Origin of the sequence: Paenibacillus paludis (genome assembly GCF_042610515.1) — a bacterium.
GTDB lineage: Bacteria > Bacillota > Bacilli > Paenibacillales > Paenibacillaceae > Paenibacillus_AQ.
This window is the reverse complement of sequence record NZ_JBGJZP010000015.1, coordinates 79,714-98,152: the sequence shown is the minus strand read 5'-3', so window position 1 is coordinate 98,152 and position 18,439 is coordinate 79,714. Positions and strand designations below refer to the sequence as shown.

Annotated in this window: 14 protein-coding genes and 1 riboswitch; of the genes, 12 read left to right on the top strand and 2 right to left on the bottom strand. The window is 52.4% G+C overall.

The window, feature by feature from the left end; all coding sequences use genetic code 11:
* The first annotated feature begins 174 nt into the window (after positions 1-174).
* From cobI to ACAN56_RS24460, 7 genes are all read left to right on the top strand, one after another.
* On the top strand, positions 175-885 hold the full coding sequence (gene cobI / locus ACAN56_RS24490) for a precorrin-2 C(20)-methyltransferase (RefSeq protein ID WP_038599100.1): 711 nt from the start codon (positions 175-177) through the stop codon (positions 883-885).
* On the top strand, positions 882-1,685 hold the full coding sequence (gene cobM / locus ACAN56_RS24485) for a precorrin-4 C(11)-methyltransferase (protein WP_379146078.1): 804 nt from the start codon (positions 882-884) through the stop codon (positions 1,683-1,685). Before cobI ends, cobM begins: the two co-directional genes overlap by 4 nt.
* Positions 1,678-2,793, top strand: coding sequence for a cobalt-precorrin 5A hydrolase (locus ACAN56_RS24480; RefSeq protein WP_379146077.1), 1,116 nt, complete (start codon positions 1,678-1,680; stop codon positions 2,791-2,793). Before cobM ends, ACAN56_RS24480 begins: the two co-directional genes overlap by 8 nt.
* Entirely contained in the window at positions 2,786-4,543 is a 1,758-nt protein-coding gene (locus tag ACAN56_RS24475; protein WP_379146076.1) for a cobyrinic acid a,c-diamide synthase CobB, read from the top strand. Before ACAN56_RS24480 ends, ACAN56_RS24475 begins: the two co-directional genes overlap by 8 nt.
* Positions 4,544-4,763: 220 nt before the next feature.
* Complete coding sequence (locus ACAN56_RS24470; protein ID WP_379146075.1) at positions 4,764-5,645, top strand: ROK family protein; 882 nt, start codon at positions 4,764-4,766, stop codon at positions 5,643-5,645.
* A 209-nt stretch (positions 5,646-5,854) separates the two neighbouring features.
* Entirely contained in the window at positions 5,855-6,871 is a 1,017-nt protein-coding gene (locus tag ACAN56_RS24465; protein ID WP_038588341.1) for an HRDC domain-containing protein, read from the top strand.
* A 217-nt stretch (positions 6,872-7,088) separates the two neighbouring features.
* Complete coding sequence (locus ACAN56_RS24460) at positions 7,089-7,385, top strand: immunity 53 family protein (RefSeq protein WP_379146073.1); 297 nt, start codon at positions 7,089-7,091, stop codon at positions 7,383-7,385.
* A gap of 96 nt (positions 7,386-7,481) precedes the next feature.
* Here ACAN56_RS24460 and corA read toward each other — a convergent pair whose 3' ends face one another.
* Positions 7,482-8,417, bottom strand: a complete 936-nt coding sequence (gene corA / locus ACAN56_RS24455; RefSeq protein ID WP_038588344.1) for a magnesium/cobalt transporter CorA — start codon at positions 8,415-8,417, stop codon at positions 7,482-7,484.
* Positions 8,418-8,842: 425 nt separating this feature from the next.
* A riboswitch (SAM riboswitch) is annotated at positions 8,843-8,976 on the top strand.
* Between the two features lie 118 nt (positions 8,977-9,094).
* Between corA and metA the strand changes: the two genes are divergently transcribed.
* From metA to ACAN56_RS24430, 5 genes are all read left to right on the top strand, one after another.
* Positions 9,095-10,012, top strand: a complete 918-nt coding sequence (gene metA / locus ACAN56_RS24450) for a homoserine O-acetyltransferase MetA (RefSeq protein WP_379146071.1) — start codon at positions 9,095-9,097, stop codon at positions 10,010-10,012.
* Positions 10,013-10,106: 94 nt separating this feature from the next.
* The gene (locus ACAN56_RS24445) at positions 10,107-11,285 is read left to right on the top strand and encodes an aminotransferase class I/II-fold pyridoxal phosphate-dependent enzyme (protein ID WP_038588349.1); all 1,179 of its coding nucleotides are present in this window, start codon (positions 10,107-10,109) and stop codon (positions 11,283-11,285) included.
* 14 nt (positions 11,286-11,299) lie between these two features.
* Complete coding sequence (locus ACAN56_RS24440) at positions 11,300-11,488, top strand: hypothetical protein (protein ID WP_379146068.1); 189 nt, start codon at positions 11,300-11,302, stop codon at positions 11,486-11,488.
* A gap of 355 nt (positions 11,489-11,843) precedes the next feature.
* Positions 11,844-12,980, top strand: coding sequence for a cyclic dehypoxanthinyl futalosine synthase (mqnC, locus tag ACAN56_RS24435; protein ID WP_038588354.1), 1,137 nt, complete (start codon positions 11,844-11,846; stop codon positions 12,978-12,980).
* Between the two features lie 267 nt (positions 12,981-13,247).
* Entirely contained in the window at positions 13,248-17,627 is a 4,380-nt protein-coding gene (locus ACAN56_RS24430; RefSeq protein WP_379146066.1) for a bifunctional 2',3'-cyclic-nucleotide 2'-phosphodiesterase/3'-nucleotidase, read from the top strand.
* Positions 17,628-17,920: 293 nt separating this feature from the next.
* On the opposite strand, the gene ACAN56_RS24425 is transcribed toward ACAN56_RS24430, so the two are convergent.
* On the bottom strand, positions 17,921-18,103 hold the full coding sequence (locus tag ACAN56_RS24425) for a hypothetical protein (protein ID WP_038588359.1): 183 nt from the start codon (positions 18,101-18,103) through the stop codon (positions 17,921-17,923).
* Between the last annotated feature and the right edge of the window lie 336 nt (positions 18,104-18,439).

The window sequence follows — 18,439 nt, the reverse complement described above, 5'->3', positions numbered from 1 at the left end:
AAGGAGAAACTGGAGATGACAAACAATCAAGCGGAACCGCAGCTGGTGCCCACAAGCGGGCAGTATACTGCCGGTGAAGAGGCAGCCCAAGCGATGGCCCAAACTGCTGTGGAGGAGTATGAGTTTGTTGACGGCCAGCTGGAGGCCGAGAATGTAATTGAGTCTAAGGCTGCTTTGCTGGCTGTAGGTACCTTGTATGGAGTAGGTGTCGGTCCCGGGGACCCGGAGCTGATTACGGTCAAAGCCTGCCGTCTGTTGAAAGAATGTCCGGTGATCGCCTATCCGGCTGCCAAAAAAGGCGGCAAATCCTATGCACAGGAGATCGTCGACACCTATGTGAATGAGGACGAAAAGGTCATGCTGGGACTTGTGTTTCCGATGACCAAAGACCCTGTGCAGCTGGAGAACGGGTGGCGCTGGACTGTGGAGCTGTGCTGGAATGAGCTGCGCCTTGGCAATGATGTTGCTTTTGTGACGGAGGGTGACCCCAATCTGTACAGCACCTTTATTCATCTGGCCCGTTTAATGCAAGAGCAGCATCCCGTTGTACCGATTGTATCGGTTCCCGGAATTTCTTCGGTGCTGGGTGCCGCTGCAGCACTCGAACAGCCGCTTGCCGACGGCGATCAGCGGGTGGGTATTATTCCGGCTACCGATGACCGCGAGGCGCTGAAGGAAGCACTGCTGCATCATGATACTGTAGTGTTCCTTAAGGTGGCGAAGGTGCTTGATCTGGTGCTGGAGGTGCTGGATGAACTGGGTCTTGGAGGAAAAGCGTCCGTTGTCACCAAGGTGACTTCTCCCTATGAGACCGTCTGGCGGGATGCCCGCGAGCTGCGCGGCTCGGATCTGGAGTATTTGAGTCTGATGGTGGTGAGCAAATGACGGAAGTACAGCTGGAACCTAAGGTCTACATCGTCGGGGCAGGACCCGGCGATCCTGAGCTGATTACCGTTAAGGGCAGCCGTATTCTGCGCTCGGCCGATCTCGTATTGTACGCCGATTCGCTGGTCAGTGAAGAGCTGATCTCCAGCGCGAAGCCCGGTGCTAAGGTGCTGCAAAGCTCAGGGATGGATCTGGAGCGACAGGTGGAGCTGATGGCAGAAGCGGTACAGGCCGGCAAAAGCGTAGCACGTGTGCACACAGGCGATCCCTCGATGTATGGTGCGATCCTGGAGCAGATGTCGCTGCTGAAGCTGTGCGGCGTCGGCTATGAGATCGTGCCGGGTGTCAGCTCTGTTTTTGCCTCAGCGGCGGCGCTTGGCGCGGAGCTGACGGTGCCGGAGCTGACGCAGACGGTCATTCTGACCCGTGCCGAAGGACGCACGCCCGTGCCCGAGCGCGAGCAGTTGCGCCGTCTGGCCAGCCATCACTGCACGGTGGCACTGTTCCTCAGCGCTTCACTGGCCGGACATGCGGCGGAGGAATTCCTCGCCGCCGGATGGAGTCCGGACACGCCTGTGGCTGTGGTCAAACGGGCCACCTGGCCGGATCAGCAGATTCTGCGGACAACGGTAGAGAGACTGGAGGCTGACCTTCGTGAAGCGGGCATTACGATGCATGCGATGATTCTGGCCGGCTGGGCACTGGATCCCGGGCTGGTCGACCGCGATGCTCACCGCTCAAAGCTGTACGACAAGACGTTTACCCACGGCTGCCGGGAAGGGACCGGCAATCATGGATAAGAAATATGCGGCTGTCGCCATTACACGTAACGGCATTAAGCTTGCGCTGACGCTGGGGGAGCAACTGGGCAGTACCGAAGTGTTCTGCTACGCCAAGTACAGCGGGGAGCTTGAAGAGCTACCGGGGGAACGCCGGATATTTGCTGAGCCGCTAAAAGAGCTCCTGCCGGTTCTATTCCGACGTTATGAGGCTTTGATTCTTTTCTTCTCGCTTGGCGCAGCGGTAAGATTAGCTGCGCCTTTACTGCAGGATAAAAAAACCGACCCCGCCGTCATCGTGATTGACGAACGCGGAGAGCATGTAATCAGCATGCTCTCTGGCCATTTAGGCGGGGCCAACAGGCTGACACTGCAGATTGCCGGGCTGCTGGGCAGCCATCCGGTGATCACGACCGCCTCGGATGTTCAGGGGACGTTCACGGTGGATTTGCTCGGCCATGAATTCGGCTGGCGGCCGGAGAGCTTCACCCACATGAAGGCGGTGAGCGCCGCCTTGGTGAACGGCGAGCGGGTAGCCTTCCTGCAGGAACACGGGGAGTGCGGCTGGCTGCACCCCGGAGCGGCATTGCCCGAGCATGTGCAGCTCTGCGGGGATATGGCTGAAATGCGCGCGGCTTCCTTCAGCGCGGCAATTGTTGTAACCGACAGGCTGCTGAAAGCGCCGGAAGCGGCGGCTTTGCCGGAACGGACCGTAGTGTACCGTCCGCGCAGCCTGGTGCTCGGTCTGGGCTGCAACCGCGGCACTTCGGCGGCGGAGCTGGAAGCCGTGGTGACGGAAACCTTGGCACAGCTGGGGCTGTCCCTCCTAAGCGTGCGGAATGCGGCCACTGCCGGGATCAAAGGCGATGAAGCCGGACTGCTCGCTTTGTGCGCCAAGCACGGCTGGGAGCTGGCTTTGTATCCGCCGGAGCAGCTGAATACGGTGCCGCTGGACCAGCCGTCGGAGATTGTATTCAAGGCGACCGGAGCCTATGGTGTTTGCGAGCCTGCAGCCCTTTTGTCTTCCGGTGCGAAGGACTTGCTCTTGTCCAAGAAAAAAAGCGGCAATGTGACGATTGCCGTGGCCAGGGTTATTTTTGACAGAGGGGAGGCAAATGCAGATGTATGAGTGGGAAGGAGACGGGCTTCCGTTGCAGCGGCGTGCCCGCATCCTTGTAGCCGGTACAGGCAGCGGTTCGGGCAAAACGACTGTAACACTTGGGCTGATGCGGGCGTTTGCCCGGCAGGGACTGAATGTACAGGGCTTCAAATGCGGCCCGGATTACATTGATCCGGCCTATCATGCCGCTGTCACCGGACGTTCACCGCGGAATCTTGATTCATGGATGACCTCAGGCGAGTATTTGCTGGAGTACTTTCTGCGCTCCTCAGCGGAAGCGGATCTTTCGGTGATCGAAGGGGTCATGGGGCTGTATGACGGCAAAGAAGCGACAGGGCTAACCGGCTCAACCGCCGAGATTGCCATCCTGACAGAAAGTCCGGTTTTGCTGGTGCTCGATGTCCGCAGCATGGGCCGCAGTGCGGCGGCAATAGTACTGGGCTTCCAGCAGCTGGAGCCGCGCGTACGTATTGCCGCAGTTATCGTGAACCGCTGCGGCAGCGCCAGTCATTACCAGACGGTGAAGGCGGCGATTGAAGCTGCCTGTGGAATTCCCGTGCTGGGCTGGCTGCTGCGGGATAGCGGGCTCGACATTCCGGAGCGGCATTTGGGCCTGCTGCCCGCCGTTGAGCGGGGGGAGCTGGAGCCCTTGTTCGACCGTGCCGCCGATCTGCTGGCGGAGGGCACCGACCTCTCGGCGCTGCTGCAGCTTGCCGGAGCAGCGCCCCCGCTGCGGCATCCGCTCCTCTTACCGGAGATCCCGCTGGCAGAGATCTCCCTGTTTGGTGACCCTCCACAGGGCGGGTCGCCAGCTGAAGACTACCCGGTGGCGGCGTCCGGATGCCTGCGTGAAGATCAACCGGCAGGCATCGCGGAAACAGGATTACCAACTAATCCTGCTCCCGATTTGCACCTTTCCCGGGGTGTGGAAAGTGAACGGGCAGCGGCTTCCGAGCGGCCAGACCAACCGGTAATCGCTAGCAAATCCGCTGCGATATTCCCAGCCGTATCCCCAGCCGTATCTCCAAGTAGCCATTTTCCCATCGCTCCGTCACTCGCATCAGCTAGCTCCAGGCCGGTTCACCCCATCCCTCCGTCCCTTGAACCAGCCGACTACCGCCCGGTTCTTGCCGTTGCCCGTGATGCGGCATTTAATTTCTATTACACCGACAATCTGGAGCTGTTGGTTCGAGCCGGTGCAAGACTGGCTGAATTCAGCCCGCTGCGCGGCGAGGGCATTCCGCCGGATGTGGACGGCATCTATATCGGCGGCGGGTTTCCCGAAGAGTTCGCTTCTGTGATCGCGGGGAACAAGGCTTTCCTGAACGGCATCCGGTCAGCTGCGGCGGGCGGAATGCCGCTCTATGCCGAATGTGGCGGCTATATGGTACTGGCCCGCAGTCTGACCGACCGCAGCGGGAACTTGCATGAGATGGCCGGGATTATTCCGGCCCATACGGTTATGCAGGAGCGTCGTGCGGCGCTTGGTTACCGGGAAGTTACCGCGATCCGGGACTGCCTGCTGCTGCAGCAGGGAGAGACGCTGCGCGGACATGAATTTCATTACTCCGTCATGAGTTATGACCATGGAGAGCCGAGGACCTTTGCGTATGAGAGCAAAGGGAGGGGCGGCAGCCAGCAGGAAGGTTATGTAAGCGGCAATGTGATGGCAGCTTATGCCCATATTCATCTGGCTTCTTATCTGCCGGCCGCCGCACGGTTTGTCGCAGCATGCCGGGCCTATCATAAACGTAAGTAAGCCAGATATTTACCAGCTATGACAAAGGACAAAACAGCTGCTCCGGTTAAACAGGGGATAGCGTGTAATGTCCTTTTTTTCGGAAAACAGAAGTATGTCAACCGCTTGTCATAACCCTGCAACCCACGTATAATAAAGGCAAGAGAGCGCTTCAATATTGTATAACTACCGGTAGAGCCGGTTAACGGCCAGCCGTTCATGGAGAAGGGGGAACACTGCAGTGAAATTGTTGGGAGCGATTGAAGCAGGGGGAACGAAGTTTGTATGCGGAGTGGGGAATGAGGACGGGACGATAATCGACCGGGTCAGCTTTCCAACGACAACGCCCGAAGAGACGATGGGACTCGTGATCGATTATTTTGGCAATAAACAAGTCGACGCCATCGGCATCGGCTCATTTGGACCCATTGATCCGGTGCTGGGAAGCCCTACGTATGGATATATTACGACGACTCCGAAACCTCACTGGGGACAATATAATTTGGTAGGAGCCGTAGGCGGACAATTCAATGTGCCGATCGGTTTTGATACGGATGTGAATGGAGCAGCGTTGGGTGAATACAAATGGGGCGCGGCTCAGGGGCTGAACAGCTGTCTTTATATTACCGTTGGCACAGGCATCGGGGCCGGGGCAGTGGTCGGCGGTGAGCTGATTCACGGCTTATCCCATCCTGAAATGGGGCATATTCTCGTGCCGCGCCATCCGGAGGACAACTTTGCAGGCTTTTGCCCTTATCATGGGGATTGCCTAGAAGGCCTGGCCGCAGGTCCGGCGATCGGCAGCCGTTGGGGCCAGCCGGCAGGCGAACTGCCTGCGGATCACCCGGCTTGGGCCATGGAGGCCCATTATCTGGCGCATGCACTAATGAATTATGTGCTTATTCTGTCTCCGCAGAAGATCGTTATGGGCGGCGGTGTCATGAAGCAAAGTCAGCTGTTCCCGTTAATCCATGCCAAGCTGCAAGAGTTGCTGGGGGGTTATGTGCAGCATCCTGCGCTGAATGAAGGCATCAGCAACTATGTTGTTTCACCACAGCTTGGAGACAATGCCGGACTGTCCGGAGCGCTTGGATTAGCCAAAATGGCATTGGACAGAGCCTAACACAAAAAGAGATTGACTGTTCGGCAATCTATGGTATCCTAGGATTTAACAGTATAGCATTTAAGAGGGAGCACCTCTTTCACGTTCAGCGTGAGAGAGGTGCTTTTTGTGCGTTCAAGGGGTCTATATAGCAGTCGTGCTCTATAGATTGGAAGCTCCGGCGTTGACGCGATCATGCTTGCTGTAAGACGAGGAAGGTAGGGATCGGGATGCAGATCGTATTTATGAACCGGTTGTCGAGAATGTCAGGGGCGGACCAGGAAGCGTTTGCCCAGCTATGGATTGGCGAGGAAGAAGGCAGTTGGAGTGTGGGCTGGCGCGATTTTTCCGGAGCCGAGGAGCTGAGCGACAATATTTGGTATGAGGGCGGCTCATGGAATGAGATGTTATGTGTATACAGGCATGAGCTGGCGGTAAAGATGGGGGACGGCTACCGTCCGTTAATCGACGGCGTATTCCATGAAGAAGAGGGTCTGAACAGCCGTAATCAGGAGCAGCTCAAGCTGCAGCATTACAGCGAACAGCACGCTAACGAAGCCATCTATGAGGAGCTCTGCGCCTGGCGCAGGGGCAGGGCATCCAGTGAGCGCAAAGCGCCTTATATTCTGGCCAGCAACCGTCTGCTGCGGATGCTCAGCGCATTTCTTCCCCGCACGCCGGAGGAACTGCTGCAAATCCCGGGGGTCGGCGAGGGAAAGGCTTCGCAATACGGGGCCGAATGGCTGAACATCACTTCGGGAGCTTCGCGTGATCACAGTTATCCGCTGAGCTGGGTCAACGAGGCTGTTGAAGAGGAAGCTTTCAGCTCATGGCTTTATAAGCAGAAAGAGCTTAAGTACAAGAAACAGCTGGAACGGTTGCGGCTGCGGCGCATAGTGCTCCAGGGGATTGAAAACGGCCTGGGAATGGACCAGCTCAAAACGACGAGCGGGGTTAGCCGCCGTGAAGTGCTCGAAGCGGTAGAAGAACTGGAGAAGGACGGATATTCCGTGGAGAAGCTGATTGAGCTGGAACTACAGGGAATTTCACCAAACGAGCAGGACAGTATATGGACCGCTTATGAACTGTTGGGGGATTCCTTCCTGAAGCCTGTGCTGTATAAAACGTACGGAGAGGAATTTTCACCTGCCGAAGGGCTGGATATGTATTATGAACGGCTGCGGCTGATCCGGATCCGTTTCCGGCGCGGTACGGAGAGCGGAGTGGAGATGGCTACGGGGTTTTAGAATAAGGCTTTCGATGCCGGGGCGAAATGGAGTTGCCTAAGCGAAAGAATTGTAGCTAAGCGGGATTTTCCCCTTGCAGGAGAGAGTTCCGCTTAGGTTTTTTTTCGATTTGTATTACAAAATATGCAAACAGGGTAATGAACATTAACCTTTAGGCAGATGATCAAAGGGGATTTGCGGATTGCCGCTGAACATATTCTGGATTGGAGCTGTATACATGAATGTTTTACAATGGCTTGAAGTGTGGTATTCACGGCAATGTGACGGAGATTGGGAACACAGCCGGGTTGTCAGCATCACGACACTTGATAATCCCGGGTGGTCTGTTGACATTTTTCTGGGGGGAACCGAACTGGAGGATAAAGGTTTTGAACTGCTGAATATTGACAGGTCGGATGTCGACTGGGTATACGGCAAGGTAAGCGATAATATTTTCCAGGGAAGAGGAGGAGTGAACAATTTAGAAGAGATACTAAAAATATTTCAGCAATGGGCAATGCTTAACGAAGATTAGAATAGATGCTATTCAGCTTCTTTTGAACAAAAAGACGAAGGCTTCCATTCCCTTGCGGTACCGGTGCCTTCGCCTAGCGTATTCGTCCGTTGTTGTTCATAGCCAATCCTTTTTGCGGAAAACAAACAGCATCCCGCAGCCGAGCGTCACCATAACGGCAATAACGCCATAGTAGCCGTACTCTGAATGGGTCTCGGGAATATTGTCAAAGTTCATCCCGTAGATCCCGGTAATTACGGTCAGCGGCATGAATATCGTTGTAATGGCTGTAAATACTCTCATAATTTCGTTGGCACGGTTGGCAATACTCGATTGGTACGCCTCGCGCAAGTTGCCCATAAGATCGCGGTAGGTCTCGAAGGTTTCAGAGATTTTGACCGCATTTTCATAAATGTCGCTAAAATACTTCTGCAGCTGGTCATCAATCAGGCGGAGGTCTTTTTTATTTAGGGTGTTGATAACCTCTTTCTGCGGCCCAAGCATCTTCTTCAGCCAGAGAATTTCGCTGCGCAGACCGATAATCTCGCTAAGATGCGATTTCTTGGTATGCATAAGAATATCCTCTTCCAGCTTCTCAATCCGCACTTCAATCCGGTCGCCGACGGAGAAATAGTTATCCACGACAGTGTCGATCAGATGGTACAGGAAGCGGTCCGGCTCGCTGACCTCCTGCTCCCACAGGATGGGTTTCAGCACACGCAGCTCATGGATCTTTTGTTTGGTGACGGTAATAATGTAATGTCTGCCGAGAAACACGTTCAGTGCACGGAGGAAAATCTCCTCGTCATCAAAACGGATACTGTTGACAACTATAAAATAATGGCTTTCATAAATTTCAATCTTCGGGCGCTGCTCCTCTTCGCTGAGGCAATCCTCAACGGCCAGGTCATGCAGATTGTATAGGGGCTGAAGCAGCTCCAAATCCTCAACATCCGCATCAATCCAGTAGAAGCCCTCTGTAGGGGCTGTCAGTGTTTCTTCAATATCCTCAATAGTTGTAAAAACCCCTGCGTTCACCAGCCGGATTTTCATCTGATTCACTCCTTCTGTCCCCGGTCTTCTCCAGGGATATGCTAATTAAAGCACAGAGAAAAAGATCAGCTTGGCCGGTGGTACAATCAATGAATCAGGCCAAATGACGTTTCGAGAGCATGAAGAAGAACTGCTCCCGCCGCCGGCAAGCTGATGTTAATCCTGTGTGGTAGCTCACTTTGCACGCTTAACTGCGCACCCGGGTCGCCTTCCATTCTTCTCTCACCTCTTCTTTTCGTCATTTATGGTATGAAACACTTGTCTAGTATAACGCCGGGGTATGCCTCTTTCAAGCAAAATTCTTTTCACTTTCAGGGGCTCTTTAGCATTGTATGGACTTGACGAAAAGGAGGTTCATGATTTAAAGTGAATTTTAAGAAAAACAACGTTTGACATTTTAGATTTTTCTAACTGAATACAGCTAAATCTTATCAAGAGCAGGTGGAGGGACTAGCCCGATGAAACCCGGCAACCGGCGTGTGAACGCACGGTGCTAATTCTTGCGGAAGCTTTGCAGGGGATATTTGAATCCCGGCAGAAGTTCTCTGGCAGATGAGAGAGGCGCATATGACTGCAAATCTATGACCTTTCTCGCCCGAGAAAGGTCTTTTTTGGTTGTATTTTAAACACAAGCCGTATTAGCGGCACTCAAATTCAGTTAAGGAGTGGACACAACAATGCCAATTAAAATTCCCGACAGCTTGCCGGCCAAAGAGGTATTATCCGGGGAGAATATCTTTGTAATGGATGAAAGCCAGGCCTTCCACCAGGACATCCGCCCCTTGAGAATCGCTATTCTGAATTTAATGCCGACTAAGGAAACGACGGAAACACAGCTGCTGCGCCTAATCGGAAACTCGCCGCTTCAGGTTGATGTGATTCTGCTGCATCCCAGCTCCCATACCTCCAAGAATACTTCGGCAGAGCACTTGAAGAGCTTTTATAAAACCTTTGACGAAATCAGCCACCGCCGTCTGGATGGATTAATTGTTACCGGCGCCCCGGTAGAACAGATGGAGTTCGAGGATGTGAACTACTGGGAAGAGCTGAAAGAAATCTTCGAATGGAGCAAACACAACGTTACTTCGACCATGCATATCTGTTGGGCTGCCCAGGCAGGATTGTATCACCACTTTGGAGTGCGCAAGGTTAGCTTGGATGAGAAATGCTTCGGAGTTTTCCCGCACACCCTGAGCCATAATAACGTCAAGCTGCTGCGCGGATTTGACGAAGTGTTCCATGTTCCACATTCCCGCCATACAGACATTTCCCGTGAGGATATCCTCGCTAATCCGGATCTGCAGATTCTGGCCGAATCGGAGGAAGCCGGAATTTATCTGGTAGCGACACATGACGGCAGACAGGTTTTCGTTACCGGTCATTCTGAATATGATCCTTTTTCCCTCAAATGGGAGTATGACCGGGATGCAGCCAAGGGGATGGATGTCGCACTGCCGAAGCATTACTATCCTAAGGATGATCCGCAGCGCACACCGCCGGCCGTCTGGCGGGCCCATGCCAACTTATTGTTTGCCAATTGGCTCAATTACTATGTATACCAGGAGACCCCTTACGATATTGGTCCGATTATTTAAAAGAGAAGACGTTGGCTGCTTCACACCATATAGAAATGATTACACCACATCACACCATATAGAAATGATTACACCACATTTAGGAGGCTTACAGATGGACGAGAAACTTAGGATTGAAAGCAGACTGGCGCAAATTGGTTCACAGGAAGATCCCGGTACAGGGGCAGTAAATTATCCGATTTATAATGCAACGGCATTCCGCCACCCTAGACTCGGACAAAGCACAGGTTTTGACTACAGCCGCACCAAAAGCCCAACCCGCTCCGTGCTGGAAGAGGCGGCTGCGGAGCTGGAATCCGGGGACGCCGGTTTTGCCTGCAGCTCCGGGATGGCTGCGCTGACCACAGTGTTTGCGCTGTTCGGGCATGGTGACCATCTGGTGGTCTCGCTGGATCTGTACGGGGGCACATACCGGCTGCTGGAGCGGATTCTGTCCAAGTACGGGATCACCGCCTCCTATGTGGATACAAACGATCTTGATGCGCTGGAAGCGGCACGCCTTCCGAATACGAAGGCTGTATTTATTGAAACCCCGACCAATCCGCTGATGATGATTACGGATGTATCAGCCGTGTGTACGTGGGCCCGCCGCCATGGGCTGCTCACAATCGTAGACAATACGCTGCTTACCCCGTTCTTCCAGCGTCCGCTGGAGCTCGGCGCGGATATTATTGTCCACAGTGCCACCAAATATCTGGGTGGCCATAACGATGTCCTTGCGGGTCTTATCGTTACCAAGGGCACCGAGCTGTCGGCAGAAATGGCCATTCTGCATAACTCTCTGGGTGCAGTGCTTGCACCAAATGACAGCTACCAGCTGATGAAAGGCATGAAGACGCTGGCCCTGCGTATGGAGCGGCATGAGAGCAATGCGCTGGAATTGGCTCATTATCTGCTGGAGCACCCGGCTATTGCAGAGGTATTCCATCCGGGGTTGCCTGATCACCCGGGCTACGAGATTCAGAACCGCCAGTCCTCCGGCAACACCGGGATCTTCTCCTTCAAGGTAAAAGACGCCAGATATGTGGAGCCGCTGCTCCGCCATATCCGCCTGATCGCCTTCGCCGAAAGCCTGGGCGGTGTCGAGTCGCTGATGACCTATCCGGCGGTGCAGACCCATGCCGACATTCCGGTCGAAATTCGCGATGCCGTAGGCGTGGATGACCGCCTACTGCGCTTCTCCGTCGGAATAGAGCATGTGAATGATCTGAAGAGCGATCTCGGCCAGGCGCTGGAAGCAGCGCGGATCGAGCTTGAGGAAGCTGCGAATTAAGGGAAACAACAGGGATGAGCGAGAATGAAAAATCGTTAAAATCCGCTGTCCAACTGCTTCATTTCGGCGGGGAAATCGACCGGAAAGCGAGTCGTTCGAAGACCCTATCACTGATCTGGACCAGGTTCTCGCAGGCAAATGATAAAGGATACAGGCAGCAGCGCCGCTTTATGGCGCTGCTGTTTTATTGTATGCAGAAGTAAATAATGTAAAAAAATGTGGAATGAGCGGTAAAAGTGCATCTGAATTTGGCGTATGTGGGCAATGCAGCGGCATGAGCGGTAAAAGTGCGTTTGAATTCACCGTATGCCCGCTAAATGGCGGATTTAGAGATTGAACACCTTAGGAGCCCCAGCCCCCAGCAAACTTCCAGATGAAGCTGCGAAGTCCATGCCCTACTTTGAGGGAGGATTTTGCCTCGGCTGAGGAATCGCGTGTACGCAAAAAGTTTCTCAAGCCGCCCGGATTGTGATACGATGAAGAAACGAGCTTATTCAAATGTTATACAAATTTAATTCATCCATCATACTAAATGGGCTTAAGAGGAGGCTGCGAACGATGAGTGCGATAGATCTTATTCTGGATAAGACGCTGAAGGGCGAACGTCTTCAATTGGAGGACACTATCCGGTTGTTCGAGAGCAACGAAATTGAGAAAATGGGCGCTGCCGCAGATATTATTATGAAACGCTGGCACCCGGACCCGCTGGCCACATTCGTGATCGGCCGCAATATTAACTACACTAATGTGTGTGATGTATACTGCCGTTTCTGCGCATTTTACCGCAGACCCGGATCCGAGGAGGGCTATGTGCTTCCGGATGAGACCATCTATCAAAAAATTGCCGAAACCATAGCCGTAAACGGCACGGAAATTCTCATGCAGGGCGGCACGAATCCGAATCTGCCGTTCAGCTACTATACGGATTTGCTGCGTGGCATTAAGCAGCGTTTCCCGGAAATTACGATGCATTCCTTCTCCCCGGCGGAGATTATGAAGATGAAGGAAGTGTCCGGCCTTTCTCTGGAAGAGGTAGTGCGGGAGATTCATGCCGCAGGACTAGATTCGCTGCCAGGCGGTGGAGCGGAAATTCTTGACGACCGTACCCGCCGCAAGATCAGCCGGCTGAAAGGCTCCTGGCGCGAATGGATGGATGTCATGCAGACCGCACATAAAATCGGCATGAACACGACCGCAACGATGGTTATTGGCCTGGGAGAGAGTATGGAAGAGCGCGCGCTTCATTTGCTGCGTGTGCGTGAAGCTCAAGATGAGTGTATCGCCAATAAATATGACTCCGAAGGGTTCCTGGCCTTCATTTCCTGGACATTCCAGCCGGACAACACCAACCTGAAGCTGGACAGACAGACGCCGGAGGAATACCTGAAGACGGTAGCCATCAGCCGGCTTGTGCTGGATAATATCAAGAACTTCCAATCCTCCTGGGTAACGATGGGTCCTGAGGTTGGCAAGTTGTCCCTGCAATACGGCTGCAATGATTTCGGCAGTACAATGATTGAAGAGAACGTGGTTTCCTCGGCGGGTGCGACCTACAAGGTCAACATCGAGTCGATCACCCAGCTTATCCGTGAGGCGGGCAAGATCCCGGCGCAGCGCAACACACGCTATGATATTCTGCGGACGTTCGAGGATGCCAATGCGAAGATCGACAATGATTTTGTGATGCAGAACTAGGAAGCTCTGCTGATATTCTAAGTTTAATAAACCTTCATAACAATGCGTTAGAGCACCTGTCCGTGTACATGGCAATTCACGGGCGGGTGCTTTTTGCTGTGTGCCTGCGTGGTGATAACTAACCAGCGGCTATGTCGAATCTACTAATATTTCAAGTTTTACAAAACTATTTATTAGATTTGATAAACTTCGACAGATTCCTTAACTTTGTCATGATACACTTTTTGCGGTCGGTATAAAGAGACAAAGTGGGAGGATTATTAACTTATGAAAGTAACAAGATGGAACAAGCCTATCGCTTCAATACTGGCGGCAACGGTTCTTGGTGCGCAAGTGTTGGGAGGGATGTTTGCAGGTTCAGTTTTGGGAGCGGAAAAGGTTGAAGCCGCAGGTGCTGCAGCAGACTCTTCGGCCACAGTTAAACTGCGGCTCATGAGTACAACGGACGTGCATACAAATGTCTATGGCTGGGACTACTTCAAGAATAATAAATCCTTGACGGTAGGTCTGGACCGCACAGCAACATTGGTCAAAACGGCCAGACAAGAGAACCCGAACAATCTTTTGCTCGACAACGGTGATTTGATTCAAGGCACTCCGCTTGGCACTTATATGGCAACCAAATCGGACATTATGACAAAGGCGGGCAAAATTCATCCGCTGATCGCAGCCATGAACGTGATGGGCTATGACGCAGCGACCTTCGGCAACCATGAATTCAACTACGGGTTGGAGTATTTGGATCGGGTAGTTAATGGAAGTAAGGAAGATAGCGAAGCTACGAATGCTGATTTTAAATATGTGAATGCAAACATTTATATTGACGACCATAATGCGGATCCTGCAGATGACGTCAATGCCTATAAGCCTTATATCATCATTCCTAAGACAGTTACTGACAGCAGCGGCCAGACGCAGACGATCAAGGTGGGACTCCTTGGACTGGTAACACCGCAAATTATGGAATGGGACAAAGTGAATTTGGAAGGCAAATATATCACCAAGGATATTGCCGAAACCGCAGAGAAGTTTGTTCCCCAAATGGAGCAAGCGGGCGCAGATGTAATCGTGGCGATGGCACATACCGGATTTGATGCATCTGCCGTGAAGGGTGATCTTTCCGAAAATGACGTCAATGCGCTGAGCAAAGTGCCGGGTATCGATGCCATTACCTTCTCCCACAGCCACAAGGTATTCCCGACCAACGGGAATGATACCCTGCTGGATGCTTCTTTTAAAGATCCCGTGACCAAGCTGCCGTACAACAACGAAAAAGCGGTCATCGACAATGCAAAGGGACACATCAATAATGTTCCTGCTGTACAAGCCGGCTACGGCGGTGCATACCTGGGCATCATCGATCTCTCGGTTGTCAAAGACGGAGACAGCGGCTGGAAGGTGGATAAAGCCAACTCGGAATCCTCCACACGTTCGATCTACCGCACAGAAAACAAAGTGAACATCGCAAATGTTGCTCCGGATGCCGAAGTGGATGCGGCCGTTGCTGCCGACCATGAAGCTACAATCGCGTACACCGGCCAGAAGCTGGGCGAAACTACGGCTCCGATGAACAGTTACTTCGCTATGGTACAGGATGATCCGACAGTACAGATCGTAACATATGCGCAAAAATGGTACGTGGAGAATTACATCGCCACCAGCGCACCGGAATACAAGGATCTGCCAATTCTCAGTGTCGGGGCGCCTTTCAAAGCGGGACGAAATGGCCCTGACGAATACACCAAAATTGATAAAGGCGATTTGACGATCCGCAGCGCCAGCGACCTCTATCTCTATGACAATACGCTGAAGGCGATTCTGGTCAAAGGCAGCACAGTCAAAGAATGGCTTGAAATGAGCGCCGGTGCCTTCAACCGTATCAAAACGGGCATTTCGACGCCGCAGTCTTTGCTTAATCCTTCTTTTGCCGTATATAATTTCGATGTAATTGACGGAATTAAATACCAAATTGATGTGACCAAGAACGCAAAGTACAAGCCGGACGGGTCTATCAATGACGCAACTTCCAGCCGGGTGACGGAAGTGACCTACAACGATCAGCCGCTGGATATGAATCAGGAATTCGTCGTTGTAACGAACAACTACCGTGCCAGCGGCGGCGGCAACTTCCCAGGTGTGAAGGACTCAGTCATGATTCTGAATTCCCAGGAAGAGAACCGCCAGGTGCTGATGGATTACATTACCACTGCCGGTACAATTGATCCAACTGCTGACAACAACTGGTCGATTGCTCCGATCAAGGGGAATGTCAACGTTACCTTTACCTCTTCTCCAGCTGCAGCAGCAGTGATGACCGGGAACATTACGGATACCGGTGAGCGTGACGGACGTGATTTTGAAATCTACAATTTGAAATTGAAGGAAACCACTCCTTCGCCTACCGGGGATGTCGAGGTTCACCTTCTCGGAATCAATGACTTCCACGGTCAATTGGATACAACTTCTATGGTGGGCGATAAAAAGGCAGGTACTGCAGCTGTGCTCGCCACCTATTTGAAAGAGGCACGCGCGAAATATCCGAATTCCCTGCTGTTCCATAACGGTGACTCCGTGGGTGCATCTGCACCGGTATCCTCGCTTGAACGCGACGAGCCGACCCACGAATGGATGAACCTGATGAAATTTGATGTGGGAACCTTGGGCAACCATGAGTTCGATCAGGGTGTTGCGGCACTGAAAACACAAATTTTCGGCGGTGTGGACCCGGTTAACAGCAAAGTTAATCATGCGGGTTCGGATTTTGATTACATCAATGCTAATGCAGTTGACAGCAAAACCGGAGAACCGATCATCACGCCTTACGTTATTAAGGAAGTTGGCGGTATCCAAATCGGCTTTATCGGCGTGGTTACCAAAGCGACGCCAAGCAAAGTATCCCCTGCCGGAACGGCTGGCGTGAAATTCCTGTCCGCTGAGGAAGAAGTTGCGGCGATTGAGAAATACGCCAAGGAATTGCAGCAAAAAGGCGTGGAAACGATCATTGTACTTGCCCATGATCCCGCTACAACTAAAAATGATGTGACCACAGGCGAAGCTGCCGATCTGGCCAACGCGCTTCCGGCCAACTCGCCGGTAGACGTTATCGTAGCCGGAGATAACCATGCGCTGGCCAATGGGGTTGTGAACGGCAAGCTGGTTGTTCAGGCTTACTCTTACGGCACCGCTTTTGAAGACATCAAGCTTGTCATTGATCCTACTACCCGTGATGTGAAGAGCAAAACGGCGGTAGTTACGACCACATTCCAGGAAAATATCACACCTGATGCCGAGACTGAGGCACTGGTGAATAAGTATCTGGCGCTTCATCCGGAGCTGACTCAGCCTGTAGGCACTACAGACGGAACGATTAACCGCAACGATGCCTACACTAAGGAATCCAATCTCGGCAACCTGATTGCCGATGCGATGCGCCAAGCCAATTTCGGTGACGGCAAAGGGACTGCTGATTTCGCCTTTATGAATCCGGGCGGCATCCGCGCTGACCTTCCAAAGGGAAATGTGGCATTTGGCGATTTGGCCAAAATCCAGCCGTTCGGCAACACGCTGGTGAAGCTGACCCTGACCGGCGAACAAATCAAAACGTTGCTTCAGCAGCAGTGGAACGTTAAAGCCGATGGAACGGTAGATACAAAAACACTGCAGATTTCCGGTCTGAAATATACGGCCAACATGTACCTGCCGGTTGCTGACCGTGTGGCCAACCTTACCAAGGCTGACGGAACCGCGATCAGCATGACTCAGAGCTATACGGCAGTAGTCAACAATTTCATGGCTGCAGGCGGTGACAATTACAGCGTATTGACGAAGGCAAGCGCAACTTTGCCGGGACCTATTGACCTCGACGTGTTCTATGACTACGTTGTGAAGACATTCAAGGGCGGTGCCATTACTGCGGCGCTTGAAGGACGTATCGTCAATAATCTTACGGCTCCTAGTACAGGAGGAGGCGGTACATTACCGACAGCAACACCAAAACCTTCTCCAACCACATCAGCAAGCCCGTCGCCTAGCGCAACACCTGCGCCGGCAGGAACCTCAGCGCCTAGCGCAACGCCGGTGCCGAGTGCAACAGCGGTTCCTGTATTTAAGGATCTGGGCAAGGTAGCCTGGGCACAGGAAGCGATCAGTGCTTTGGCCGCCAAAGGCATTGTCAAAGGCCTGGACGGCAATACTTTTGCTCCGGCGAAAACGGTAACCAGAGCAGAATTTGTAACCATGCTTGTTCGTTCACTGAACCTTAGCACGCCAGGAAGTGCAACGTTCAAGGATGTTAAGCAAGGAACCTGGTATTCTGAGCCGATCTCCATTGCGGTGAATGCCGGTCTTGTAAAAGGCTCCGGAGATAACCGCTTTGAGCCGGGACGTGTAATTACCCGCCAGGAAATGGCGATTATGATTGCGGGTGCGCTTAAAGAGCAGCTGCCTTCCGTAGACAAGACTGCGGTTTTGGCAAAGTTCGCCGATAAGTCCTCCATTGCCTCCTATGCCCAGGAAGCTGTTGCACAGCTGACAGAGCTTGGAATTCTGAATGGGATGGATGACGCCAAGTTTGCACCGAAATCTAATGCGAACCGTGCTCAGGCAGCGGTGATCATCTACCGCATGCTGGAGAATAAAGCATCTTAATTTCAGCTTTTACCCGGATGTTCCGCCGGCTCTCTTAGAGAGCAGCGGAACATCTTTTTTTAAAATATAGAATCTATATGCTTCACGTTATAAATTATCCTTCTATTTCTCGCTGAAACGGATACCGTCCTTTTGAGGACGGCGAAGTCGTTTCCACTTGTGCCAAGTATGTTTATTTTCTTTGTAAAAAAGGCCCATGCGGTTATGTGCATGGGCCTTCCATTGTTCATTAAGAGGATATCCGGCAGAAAGTTGATCTCTGCAGCCCGCTGACCGCTGCGGCTGCTCAGGGATTACTTCGCTGCAGCTTCCCACTTGCAGCGGATGGGGGAAACAATCGCATTTTCTTTCTTCAGCTCGGTGAAGGCTTTGTCAATGGCTTTGCGTTCCAGTCCCGACAGCTTTTCCACTTCACCTGCGCTAAGCGGGTTCGGCGAAGCTTTGATAATATCCAATACCTGTTCTTTAACACTCATGTTTTCCACTTCCTCGTTTGATTTTTGTGTATCACATTAGCTTTGCTAGATAGATTGAATTTAAGATTTTCCCATTAGGCGAGGACGTAGCTACGGTGAATATTTGGACTTCCGGCCGCTGTTGTCGTAAGAATTTCTTGATTTAACCCGCTATATGCGGTGGAAATCAGGTGACTGGTTATGCTTCCGAAGCGAGCTTTCCTATGGAAAGCTTTCAGGCGGTCGCTATCGCTCCTACAGTTCCAAAATTACCCTCCGCTACTTGCCCTTTTGTATAGTTTTTAAGTTCATTCTATATAGATTAGTAGTATAGGAAAATATGAGCAATAACGCAGT

What these genes read in the sequence shown, in the direction of transcription:
- cobM (WP_379146078.1), top strand. Translation starts at nt 882, where the DNA reads ATGACGGAAGTACAGCTGGAACCTAAGGTCTACATCGTCGGGGCAGGA.
- ACAN56_RS24480 (WP_379146077.1), top strand. Translation starts at nt 1,678, where the DNA reads ATGGATAAGAAATATGCGGCTGTCGCCATTACACGTAACGGCATTAAG.
- ACAN56_RS24475 (WP_379146076.1), top strand. Translation starts at nt 2,786, where the DNA reads ATGTATGAGTGGGAAGGAGACGGGCTTCCGTTGCAGCGGCGTGCCCGC.
- ACAN56_RS24465 (WP_038588341.1), top strand. Translation starts at nt 5,855, where the DNA reads ATGCAGATCGTATTTATGAACCGGTTGTCGAGAATGTCAGGGGCGGAC.
- ACAN56_RS24460 (WP_379146073.1), top strand. Translation starts at nt 7,089, where the DNA reads ATGAATGTTTTACAATGGCTTGAAGTGTGGTATTCACGGCAATGTGAC.
- corA (WP_038588344.1), bottom strand. Translation starts at nt 8,417, where the DNA reads ATGAAAATCCGGCTGGTGAACGCAGGGGTTTTTACAACTATTGAGGAT.
- metA (WP_379146071.1), top strand. Translation starts at nt 9,095, where the DNA reads ATGCCAATTAAAATTCCCGACAGCTTGCCGGCCAAAGAGGTATTATCC.
- ACAN56_RS24445 (WP_038588349.1), top strand. Translation starts at nt 10,107, where the DNA reads ATGGACGAGAAACTTAGGATTGAAAGCAGACTGGCGCAAATTGGTTCA.
- ACAN56_RS24440 (WP_379146068.1), top strand. Translation starts at nt 11,300, where the DNA reads ATGAGCGAGAATGAAAAATCGTTAAAATCCGCTGTCCAACTGCTTCAT.
- mqnC (WP_038588354.1), top strand. Translation starts at nt 11,844, where the DNA reads ATGAGTGCGATAGATCTTATTCTGGATAAGACGCTGAAGGGCGAACGT.
- ACAN56_RS24430 (WP_379146066.1), top strand. Translation starts at nt 13,248, where the DNA reads ATGAAAGTAACAAGATGGAACAAGCCTATCGCTTCAATACTGGCGGCA.
- ACAN56_RS24425 (WP_038588359.1), bottom strand. Translation starts at nt 18,103, where the DNA reads ATGAGTGTTAAAGAACAGGTATTGGATATTATCAAAGCTTCGCCGAAC.